The 12,011-nt window shown below is 74.2% G+C and carries 2 protein-coding genes; both read left to right on the top strand.

What is annotated here, in order from left to right:
* Positions 1 to 7: 7 nt before the first annotated feature.
* Positions 8 to 10,720, top strand: a complete 10,713-nt coding sequence (locus G6O69_RS28255) for an SDR family NAD(P)-dependent oxidoreductase (protein ID WP_172306588.1) — start codon at positions 8 to 10, stop codon at positions 10,718 to 10,720.
* A 29-nt stretch (positions 10,721 to 10,749) separates the two neighbouring features.
* Positions 10,750 to 11,970, top strand: a complete 1,221-nt coding sequence (locus G6O69_RS28260) for a cytochrome P450 (RefSeq protein ID WP_172306589.1) — start codon at positions 10,750 to 10,752, stop codon at positions 11,968 to 11,970.
* The last annotated feature ends 41 nt before the right edge of the window (positions 11,971 to 12,011 follow it).

The raw sequence follows: 12,011 nt of genomic DNA on the forward strand, positions 1-12,011 counted from the left end.
TTCGGCCATGGACGGCGAGATGACGGCGATCATCGGGGCGGCCTGCCGGCTGCCCGGGGCGAGGGACCTGCGAGCCCTGTGGCGGCTGCTCGCGGCTGGCCGCGACGCGATCGTCGAGGTCCCCAGCGAGCGCTGGGAGAGCGAGGGCTGCTACGACCCGCGCCGCGGCGTGGCGGGGCGCACCCGCAGCCGCTGGTGTGGGGCGATCGAGGGTGTCGCCGAGTTCGACGCGCGCTTCTTCAAGATCTCGCCGCGCGAGGCCAAGGTCATGGATCCCCAGCAGCGCCTGCTCTTGGAGGAGGCCTGGCACTGCCTCGAGGACGCCGCGGTCACGCCGGCGCGCCTGGCCCGGGGCAGGGCAGGGGTGTTCGTGGCCGTGATGGCCGACGACTACCAGCAGCGGCTGATCGAGGCCGGCCTCGACGCCGACGGCTTCGCGGCCCTGGGCAACTACGAGTGCATCCTCGCCAACCGCCTCAGCCACGTGCTCGGGCTCTCGGGGCCGAGCCTGTCGATCAACGCCGCCTGCGCGGGCTCGCTCGTCGCCCTCCACCTCGCGCGCCGAGCCCTGGCCGCGGGCGACTGCGACTACGCCCTGGTCGGCGCGGCCAACCTCAACTTGCACCCCTGGAAGTACGTCTCCTTCTCCCAGGCGGGCATGCTCAGCCCCGCGGGGCGCTGCCAGACCTTCGACGTCGACGCCCAGGGCTACGTCCCCGGGGACGGCGTCGCGGCGATCTTGCTGACCAGCCTCGAGCGGGCCCAGGCCCACGGTCACCGGATCCACGCGCTGGTCCGCGGCTCCGCCGTGAACCACGTCGGCGGGGGGCGCTCGATCACCGCGCCGAGCGTGGCCGCGCAGCGCGAGCTGATCACCGCCGCGGCCGCGGACGCGGGCGTGAGCCTCGACAGCCTCGGTTACATCGAGGCCCACGGCACGGGCACCTCGCTGGGGGACCCCATCGAGGTCTCCGCCCTCGACCAGGCCTTTCGCGCCGCGGGGGCCCAGACCGGGGCCTGCGGTCTGGGATCGATCAAGACCAACCTCGGCCACCTCGAGGCCGCCGCGGGCATGGCGGGGCTGCTCAAGGTCGCGTTGATGATGCGCCACCAGACCCTGGCGCCGTCCTTGGGTCCGGCGCAGCAAAACCCGCTGCTCGCCCTCGAACGCTCGTGTTTTCGCCTGGTCCGCGAGCGGGCGCCGTGGCCTCGCCGGCCAGGGATCCCGCTGCGCGCCGGGGTGAGCTCCTTTGGCTTTGGCGGGGCGAACGCCCACGTCATCGTCGAGGAGGCCCCGCAGCGCGCCCCTTCCAGCACTCGCGCCAGCGTGGACGCAAACCCGGCGCTCTTCTTGCTGTCGGCGCGGACGAGCACGGCGCTGGCCGGGGCACGCCGGGCGTGGCGACGCCGGGTGCTCGCCGCGAGCGCGGGCGAGCAGGGCGACGGTCAGGCGCTGCTGCGTAGCCTGTGCGGGGTCGCGGCGCAGCGCAGCGCGATGGCGCGGCGCTTCGCGGTCTGTGTGGACTCGGTGGAGGCCCTCGCGGACGCCCTGGGGGCGCCCGAACCGGTCGCGGCCGAGACAAAAGAGCCGGCAGCGAAGGGCTGGGGCCTGCTCGTGGCAGGCGACGGACAGGCGTGGCTCGACGCGGGGCGCCGGCTGCTGGCCGCGGGCCTCGAGCCCGACTGCGTCGCCTTCCGCGGTCCAGGCTGCCGGGTCGCGCTGGCCCTCGCTGGCGCGCGCGCAGGCCTGGAGGTCGAGGCGGGGATCCTCGCGCGACCGCTGCGGCCGCTGTGGGATCCCTGCCAGGGCGGCTACCTGCGGCCCTTCGAGCTCAGCGCGGCCTACCTCGAGTGGCTGGTCGCGGGCTGGGGCGAGGGCGCGGCCACCTCGCTGGCGCACGCGCGGATCTTGTGGCAGCGGCAGTTCACCTTCACCAAGCTCCTGCGCGAGTGGGCGCCGGCGCTGGCCAGCTGTGGGATCGAGCTCGACGCGGCGATGGAGCGGGGAGAGGACCACGCGGCCTTGCGCCTGGCCGCGACGGCGGCGCTGCGCCAGCTCGACGCGCGCTGGCAGCTGGGCGGGGGAGCGAGCGCGTGCGAGGAGTCTGCGGCCGAGATCGTCGACCTCGTCCTCGATGGGGCGCTGCCGCGTTCGGTGGCCTGTGCGGCGATCCATGGTGAGGGTCGGGCGGACGCGATCGAGGGCCTGCGTAGGGCGCTGGCCGAGGGCCTCGCGCGCGCGGACGTCCGTCGTCCCTACGCGGGCCTGCGCCGCCTCGGCCGCGACCTCTCGGCGCTGGGAGAGGCCGAGGCGTGGATCGCCGCGGCCTGCTCTCGCGGGACCGCCGATCAGGCGCTCCCGCCGGGGCCCCTCGCGGAGCCCCTGCGCTGGATCGAGCTGGGCGGGGACAGCTCGGCGTCCTGGGCCGACCTCGCGCTGACCGAGCTCGACGAGGGGGCCTGGCGGCGCCTCGGGGCGCGGCTGTGGCAGGCCGGGGTCGAGCTCGAGGGCGACGCCTTCTACCCGCTGGGGAGCTTCGAGATCGTCGACTCGCCGGGCTACCCCTTCGAGGGCCGGCGCGCGTGGGTGGACTGGCCCGAGTCGCCTGGATCCCCGGGCGAGGAGCTCACCGAGCTCGCGTCCGACCACCGCGTGCAGGGGCGCTGCCTCGTCCCGGGAGCGTGGATGATCGCCGAGGCGCTCGGCGAACACTCGAGCCTGGCCGCGCTGCGAGGGGTCACGCTGCTCCGGCCGGCGGTGATCGATCCCCAGGCCGCGCCCCAGGAGCGCGGCGCCCTGGCCCTCCGCGAGCGCGAGGGCCCCAGCGGCGAGGCCGGCAGCGTCGAGGTCCTGCACGGTGAGCAGGTGCACCTGCGCGCCCGCGCGAAGGTCTCCGAGGCGGCCGCCCGCGAGGCCCTCGCGCTCGCCCAGCGTCGCCTCGACGCCGCCCGTCTCGGCGCGGAGGTCAGGGCGACTCCGGATCAGGGCGACGCCGACCGCCAGCTGAGCGCGGCGCAGGCCTACGCGAGCTTGTCGGCCCTCGGTTTCGACTACGGGCCGCGGCTGCGCGTCCTCGGCCACGGTCAGCGCGGGGCGTCGAGCTGGCGCTTCGAGCTCGCCCAGACCCCCGCGGGGCTGCCGAGCGTCGCAACCTGCGTCGAGGCTGGCTTTCAGGCCGCGCTCGTCGCCGCGCGGCTGCGTGGGCCCGAGGCCGGGGGCGCTCTGGACACCCTCGCCGTGCCCTTTTCGGTCGAGTCCGTGGCCGCCGATCGCGGCGCGATCGCGGGCGCTCGCCAGGTCATCGTCATCGCGGAGAGCGTCGAGCGGACCGCCTGGGGCGTGCGCGCGGACGCCTCTGTCTGTGATGGGTCGGGGAGGGTGGTCCTCCACCTCGCCGGCGTCGCCCTGCGGACGCTCGCGGCGCCCAGTGAGCCCATCTCTGCCCCCGCGCGAGCCCCCTCCGCCCCCGCGCGAGCCCCCTCCGCCCCCGCGCCCTCCCTCGAGGGCCTCGGCCACGTCCCCGCCTGGGTCGCGCACGGTCGGATCGAGTCGGCGCCCGGGCGCGTCGTCGATCTCGATCTGGACGGCCCGCGCTGGATCCTCGGCGCCCCCAGTGCGCTGCGCGAGGCCCTCGTCGCCCTCGCGCCCCAGGCTCGGGTCCTCGAGCTCGGCGCCTTCGCAGACTTTCGCGGGGCGCGGGCCAGCTTCGCAGGAGCGCTGCCGCGCCGCGTGGACGTGGTGATCTCGGCGGAGAGCGACGCGGCGGCCGAGCGCGAGCGCCACGCGCTGCTCCACCTGTGTCGCGCCCTCGCGCGCCTGCGGACCACCCAGCCGATCACCCTCGCGCTGATCAGCCGTGGCCTGGCCAGCGTCGACGCGAAGGGGCGCTGTGCCCCGCAGCTCGACGCGGGCCGACAGTCGGCTGCGCTCGCGCGGGCGGCCGTGATCGGCATGCTGCAGTCGGCGGCCCGGGAGATCGATGGCCTTCGGGTCTGCGCCCTCGATCTCGACGCAGGCGCCTTCGACCCCCGTCAGCTCGCCGCGGCGCTCGGCGAAGATGGGCCGGCGCCCCTGGGCGAGCTGGCCTATCGCGGCGCGGCGCGCTGGGTGCTCAGCCTCGAGTCGCTGGCTCTCGACGCGCCGGTGGCGGGGGGGCTTCGTCCGCGTCACCGCGGGGTCTACCTCGTCCTGGGTGGGCTCGGCGGCCTCGGTCACCGCATCGCCAGCTGGCTCGCCGAGACCCACGCGGCGCGCTTGGTGATCGTCGGCCGGCGAGCCGTGGACGCGGCCGGGCAGGCCAAGCTCGACGCGCTCGCGGCCCTCGGCGGCGAGGCGGTCTACGTGCAGGCAGACGCCAGCGATCGCGGATCCCTGGGCGCCGCGCTGGCGTCTGCGCGCGCGCGCTTCGGTGCGCTGCATGGCGTCGTCCACTCGGCCGTGAACATGGCCGATCGGGCCATCGCGCACATGAGCCCGGCGCACTTCGACCCCACCTTCACCCTCAAGGCCGCGGCCTCGCGTTGGCTCGTCGAGCTCACCGCCGAGGACCCGCTGGACTTCCTGGTCCTGTTCTCCTCCGTGCTGAGCCTGCAGGGCAACGCGGGCCAGGCCAACTACGTGGCCGCGAGCGCCTACCAGGACGCCCTGGCGATCGCGGCGCGAGCCGAGGGGCGACCCGTGCTGGCCATCGATTGGGGCTACTGGGGCGAGGTCGGCTTCGTCGCCGATGCGCGCTACGCCGCGCTCCTCGAAGCCCAGGGCCTGGGCCCGCTGAGCGCGGCCGAGGGCGCCGCTGGCTTCGCGGCGGCCCTCGCCAGCGGGCGTCCGCGGGTCGTCGTCGCCCACATCAGCGGCGAGCGCCGGGCCGCCATGACCTGCCCCGCGCCCGCACCCACGCCCACCGCCTCGCCCTCGCAAACCCCGACCGCGCCGCGCCGAGACTCCGCCATGACCGTCGAAAACCTGGCCATCACCCTCACGAAACTCGCCGCCGCGCGCCTCGAGGTCGAGCCCGAGGAGCTCGACATGGACGACAACTTCTCCGATCTGGGGGTGGACTCGATCCTCGGCGTCGAGCTCGTCACGCAGATCAACGCGCGCTTTGGGATCGAGCTCGAGCCCACGATTGTCTACGACCACCCGAGCATCGCCGCGCTCGCCGAGCACATCGCCGGCCTCGCGCCCGCGTCTGGCTCCGGCTCTGGCTCTGGCTCTGCTGGGCCCGAAGCTGGCGCTGAGCGTGCAGCCGAGCCCGAGCCGCGCGTGCCCGCGGAGGAGATGGCTTCGTGGCCTCCCCCAGCAGCCCCGCGACCGCGCCCCGTCCCCATGGCGAAGCCCGCGCTCGCGGCCACAGCTGCGCCCGTCCCTGCGCCCAGCCTCCGCTCGGATCGACCCCGCGTGGAGAAGATCGCCATCATCGGCGTCTCGGGTCGCTTCCCGGGGGCGAACAACCTCGACGAGCTGTGGTCGCTGCTCGCCGAGGGCCGCGACGCGGTCACCGAGGTCCCCAGCTCGCGCTGGTCGATCGACGCGGTCTACGACGGCGACGCGGTCTACGACGGCGCCGCGCGCCGCCCCAACACCTCGAGCTGTCGCTACGGCGCCTTCCTCGACGGCGTCGATCGCTTCGACGCGCCCTTCTTCAAGATCTCACCGCGCGAGGCCGAGCGCATGGCCCCGCAGCAGCGCCTGTTCCTGGAGGAGGCCTGGCGGGCCCTCGAAGACGGCGGCTACGCCGGCGCGCGGCGAGCTCGGGGTCAGTCGCTGGGGGTGTTCGTGGGCGCGCGGCCGGGGGACTACCTCGACGAGCTGCGCCGCCTGGGCGCCGACATGGACGCGGCGACCTTCACGGGCACGGACCTGTCGATGATCGCCGCTCGGCTGGCCTACTACCTCGACGCCGACGGCCCGACCATGGCGATCGACACGGCTTGCTCGTCCTCGCTGGTGGCGATCCATGAGGCCTGCCAGCACCTGCGCAGCGGCGAGCTCGAGCTCGCCCTGGCGGGGGGCGTGTTCGTGATGAACACCCCGAGCTTCCACGTGATGGCCAGCGCCGCGAACATGCTGGCGCCCGGGGGACGCTGCCGGACCTTCGACGATGGCGCCGAAGGCTTCGTGCCGGGGGAGGGCGTGGGCGTGCTGCTCCTCGCCCCCCTCGAGCGCGCCGTGGCCCAGGGCGATCACATCTACGGGGTGATCACCGCCAGCGCGATCAACCAAGACGGGCGGACCAACGGGATCATGGCGCCCAGCGCCCAGTCGCAGGCGCGGCTGATCGCCAAGGTCCACCGCCAGGCCGGCGTGGACCCGGCGACGGTCAGCTACGTCGAGGCCCACGGCACGGGCACGCGCCTGGGCGACCCCATCGAGGTCGAGGGCCTGCGCGTGGCCTTTGCCGGCGCGAACCCGGGGGCCGAGGTCTCGCCGGGGCGCTGCGCTCTGGGCTCGATCAAGACCAACCTCGGGCACACGATCACGGCCGCCGGGGTCGCGGGGGTGCTCAAGGTGCTGCTCGCCATGCGCCATCGCGAGCTCCCGCCTTCGCTGCACTGCGAGCAGATCAACGCGCACATCGATCTCGCGCGCACGCCCTTTCGGGTGGTCACGCGCCGTGAGCCCTGGCGCAGCCCCTCGGGGCCGCGGCGCGCGGGGGTGAGCGCCTTTGGGTTCAGCGGGACGAACGCGCACGTCTTGCTCGAGGAGGCGCCAGCGCGGCCGGATGCCCGAGCTCGGGCGCGCGCCCAGACCCCGGCGCTCTTCGTGCTCTCCGCCAAGACCCCGCAGGCCCTCGCGCGGCGCGTCGAGGAGCTGCGCGCGCACCTGCTCGACGCGAGCACGATCGAGCTCGCCGACGTCGCCTACAGCCTCGCCGCAGGGCGCAGCCACGAGCGCTGGCGGGCGGCCTTCGTGGCCAGCTCCCACGCCGCGCTCGCGGAGCAGCTCGCGGCCTTCTCCGCCGAGGCCGGCGAGCTCGAGGTCGCCGGCCTCGGCGCTAGCGGGCGCGCCCAGGGGCAGCATGGCGCCCTGATGCGGCGCTTCGTCGCGGGCCTGGCCGACGAGCTCGCCAGCTTCGTGCCAGGGGACGAGGGGGACGAGGGCGCGCGCGAGGAGCTGCTCGAGGCCCTCGCCGACGCCTATCGCCAGGGCGTCGAGATCGACTGGCTGCGGGTCTACGCCGGCGCGGAGCGGCGCATCGTCCCGCTGCCGACCTACCCCTTCGCGGGGGAGCGGCTGTGGCCCGAGGCGCGAGGCTGCGTCGAGCTCGACCACGCCTCGACGCTGCCTCGCGCAGGGCAGGGGAGCGCGCGGCTGCTGGCCGCGTCCTGGGAGCCCTGGTCGGCGCTCGAGCCGGCTCGCCTGCCCGAAGGCAGGATCTTGATCCTCGGCTGCGAGCGCACCCGCGCCCTGGCCGAGGCCCTCGCAGCCGCCTTGCCCACGGCGAAGATCCTCGACGTCGACGCCAGCACCGACGCCAGCACGAGCCTCGCCCTCGACGGCCGCGCGCAGGCTGACCAGTGCCTGGCCGAGGGCCGCGTGGGCACGCTCATCGACCTCGCGGATGCCGAGTCCGGGAGCGCGCTCCACCGGACCCTCGATCGCGTCTTGCGTGGCCGCGTGGGCCTGATCCAGGGGCTGATCGCCGGCCAGCGCCTCTCGCCCATGCGCCTGCTGCATGTCAGCGATCGCCTGGCCGCGGCCGAGGCCCCGGGGCGCTTCGATCCCCAGGCCGCGGTGATGGCCGAGCTCTTCGTCCGCCTGCGCGCCGAGCATCGCCAGGTCGCCGCGAGCACCCTGGACCTCGACGGTGAGGCGCTGAGCGTGGGCGAGCGCGCGGCGGTGATCCTCGAGGTCCTGCGTGGCGCCGCCGCGCAGCCGGAGCTGGCGCAGCGCGGAGGTCGTTACCTGCGACCGGATGTGCGCGCGCTGCCGGCCACGCGCGAGGGCGGCCCGGGGGGCCTGTGCCCGAGCGCCGAGGGCACCTACCTGATCACCGGTGGCGTGCGCGGCCTTGGCCTCGAGGTCGCGCGCCTGTTGGTCCGCCGAGGGGCCCGCAAGCTGATCCTCTTGGGTCGCCGCGCCTTGCCGCCGGTCGACGCGTGGCCAGCCCGCCTCGCAGGCGCCGCGACTGGGGACGAGCGCGAGGTCCTCGAGCCGCTCCAGGCGCTGGTCTCGGCGGGCGTCGAGCTGCGCGTGGTCACCGGGCCGCTCGAGGACACCCGCGCGATCATGACCGCGCTCGACGCTGCCCAGGCCGCGCTCGGGCCGATCCGCGGGGTGGTCCACTGCGCCGGCGCCGTGCGCCTCGACCAGCCGATGTTCACGGCCAAGTCGGCCGAGGCCATGGCCGAGGTCTTCGCGCCCAAGCTCGCGGGGGTTCAGCTCATCGACGCGCTCCTCGCCCGCGGCCCCCTCGACTTCGCGCTCGCCTTCTCCTCGGTGTCGAGCCTGGCCCCGCGCCTGGCAGCCGGGATGCTCGACTACGCCAGCGCGAACGCGGTCCTCAACCGCTGGGCGCAGCACCGCCGCGCCGCCGGGGCGCCAGTGTGGTCGCTGGCCTGGGGGAACTGGCGCGCGGGATCCATGGGCGAGGTCGCGGGGCGGACCTACGCCGAGCTCGGCCTCGAGCTGCACGGTGTCGAGCGCGGCCTCGAGCTGCTCGAGCGGGCCCTGGCTTCGAGCTCGGCCGTGGTCATGCCGCTGGAGGTCGACCCCGCGCGCTTCGACCCCGGGGCGCTCACGCGCTGGCCGGCGCCGAGCCAGGCAGGGGTCAGGGCGATCAGGGAGATCAGGGAGATCAGGGCGAACAGGGAGATCAGGGCGAACACGGCGAGCGCCGCTGGGCTCGGGGGCTCGACCGGCGCAGCGCTGCCCTCGGCTCGGCAGCCGGCGCGTGGGGGCGACCGCCAGGCACAGCGCCGCCTCGATCTCGTGCCCGTGCTGCGCAGGCTGCTGAGTCAGACCCTCAAGCTCTCCGAGGCGCGGATCGAGGCCGACGTCGCGTTCGCTGATCTGGGCATCGACTCGATCCTGATCGTCGAGTTCGTGGCCGCCATCGAAGACTGGCTGGGGCGCCGCCTCGATCCGGCCCTGCCCATCGAGCACCCCAGCCTCGAGGCGCTGGCCAGGCAGCTCGCGGCGACCCAGGGGGAGCTGGTCGACGCGGCCCTCGGCAGGCTCGAGGCCCCGGCGCCCGAGCCCGAACCCGAACCCGAGCCCGAACCAGATCCCCGTTGGGCCGTCGAGGTGGGCTCAGAGGCCGCGCACGGCCTGCGCGAAGGCGAGCCCATCGCGATCGTCGGCATGGCCTGCAACCTCCCGGCCGCCCCCGATCTCGACGCCTACTGGCAGGCGCTGCGCAGCGGCCGAGACTGCACCTCGGACGTCCCGGCGCTGCGCTGGTCGATCGCCGAGCTCTACGCCCCGCGCTACGCCAAGGGCAAGTCGATCAGCAAGCGCGGGGGATTCATCGCGGACATCGATCGCTTCGACCCGACCTACTTCGAGATCCCCGAGTCCGACGCCCCCGAGCTCGATCCCTGCGCGCGCCAGTTCATGGAGGTCGGGGTCGGCTGCTTCCACCACGCGGGCTACACCCGGGCCGAGCTCTCGGGCCGATCGGTCGGGGTGTTCGCCGGATCGCGGGTCAGCAACTACGGCGAGCGCGTGCGCGACCCGGGCCGCCGGGCGCTGCTCGGGGTCGGGCAGAACTTCATCGCCGCCCACCTCGCGCACTTCTACGACCTGCGCGGGCCGGCCCTTGTCGTCGACACGGCCTGCTCGTCCTCGCTGACGGCCCTGCACCTGGCGATCGCCAGCTTGCGCGCCGGCGAGTGCGAGCTCGCCCTGGCCGGCGGCGTCGACATCCTCCTCGACGAGGTCGTCTATCAGCGCCTGTCCGAGGCCAGGGTGCTCTCGCCCGGGGGCCGCTGCCGGGTGTTCGACGAGGCCGCCGACGGCTTCGTGCCGGGGGAGGGGGCCGGGGCCGTGCTGCTCAGGCCCCTGTCCCAGGCCCTCGCCAGCGGTGACCGCATCTACGCGGTGATCGAGGCGACCGCGGTCAACAACGACGGGCGGACCATGGGAGTGACCACGCCCAATCCGGCGGCCCAGCGCGCGGTGATCCGCGAGGCCCTGCGCAAGGCCGGTCGCGACGCCCGGGACATCGGCTACATCGAGGCCCACGGCACGGGCACGGCGTTGGGGGATCCCATCGAGCTGCGCGCGCTGACCGAGCTGTTCGCGGCCGACGGCGTGACCCAGGGCGCCTGCCCGGTGGGCAGCGTCAAGAGCAACCTCGGGCATTTGCTCAGCGCCGCGGGCATCGCCAGCGTGCTCAAGGTCGCGCTCGCGCTGGGCGAGCGCGAGCTCCCGCCCACGCTGCACTGCGCGCGCCCCAACCCGCGCTTCGACTTCGCGAGCTCGCCCTTCTTCCCCTGCACCCGCGCCCAGCCGTGGACGGGCCCGCTGCGCGCGGGGATCAGCAGCTTCGGCTTCGGGGGGACCAACGTCCACGCGATCTTGGCGGCCGCGCCCGCGCACACGGCCACGCGCGCGCCCCTCGAGCCGCCGCGCTTCGATCGTCGCCGTTACTGGCTCGAGCGGCCCGCGCCCGAGCACGACCGCGAGCCAGTGCCGCCGGCGCTCGACGCCGAACCCAGCCCCGCTCCCTTCGCTGCCCTCGGTCGCCCCATCGGCGGGATCGAGTTCAGCGCCTGAACCAAACCCCCAGACCAGCAACCCAGACCATGTCCAAGCAGCAGAACATCCACGTCAACATCCTCAGCGAGGAATTCCACCGCGATCCCTTCCCCTTGCTCGCGCAGATCCGCGAGAGCTCGCCGGTCTACTGGAGCGAGGAGACCCGCCACTGGGTCCTGACTCGCTACGACGACGTCAGCGCGGGCCTGCGCGACGCCTCGCGCTTCTCCAACCAGAGCAGCGAGACCTTCGTGGTCCGCCCCGACTTCCGCGAGCACCTCGACGACCTCGTGCGCATGTTCTCGATGTGGGCGGTGATGAAGGACAACCCCGAGCACAAGCGCCTGCGCGGGCTGATCAACCGGGCCTTCCACCCCGACAGCCTCGGGGACATCCACGCCCGCGCGCACGAGACCGCCAACTGGCTGATCGATCGCGTCCACGACCAGGGCGAGATGGACTTCATGAACGACTACGCCTTCGCGCTGCCGGCGATCATCTTCGCCGAGATCCTGGGCATGGATCGCGCGGAGCTGCCGACCTTCAAGGCCTGGGGCGTACACATCGCCTTGTCCGCCGGCCGCGTCGACGACCTCGACGTGATGCTCGCCGGACAGGAGGCCTGCCGGTCCATGGCCGCGCACCTCGAGCAGGTCATCGACGACCGCACCAAGCAGCCCAAGGACGACTTCGTGTCCTATCTGGTCAAGGAATGGCGCGAGGGCGGCAAGCTCAGCCTCGAGGAGGTCATCGCCCAGCTCGTGCTGCTGCTCGCGGGCGGGCACACGACCACGCAAAACGTCATGGGTCACGGGATGCTCGCGCTCTTCGAGCAGCCCGAGCGCCTCGAGGAGCTCGCGGCCAACCCGGAGATCATGAAGCAGGCCGTCGAGGAGATCGCCCGCTTCACCTCGCCGGCGCAGTGCCCCACGCGGATCGCCGCCTGCGACATGGAGCTGCGCGGGCGCCAGATCGCCAAGGGCGAGGGGGTGATGCCCTTCATCGCCGCGGCCAACCGCGACCCCGAGGTGTTCGAGAACCCGGACCGCCTCGACTTCCACCGCGCCAAGAACCCCCACCTGGCCTACGGCGGGGGCATCCACACCTGCCCGGGGGCGTTCTTGGCTCGCGCCGAGATCCCCGTGGCCTACAAGGTGCTGCTCGAGCGCATCCCGGGGATTCGCCGCAAGGATCCCGACGCGCCCGCGGACTGGAACATGAACCTGAGCTTCCGCGGGCTGACCAGCCTGCCGGTGGCCTGGGGCTGACCCCACCTGGCAGCTCCGATCTGGCAGCGGTCTCGGGCGCT

The organism is Pseudenhygromyxa sp. WMMC2535 (genome assembly GCF_011083025.2).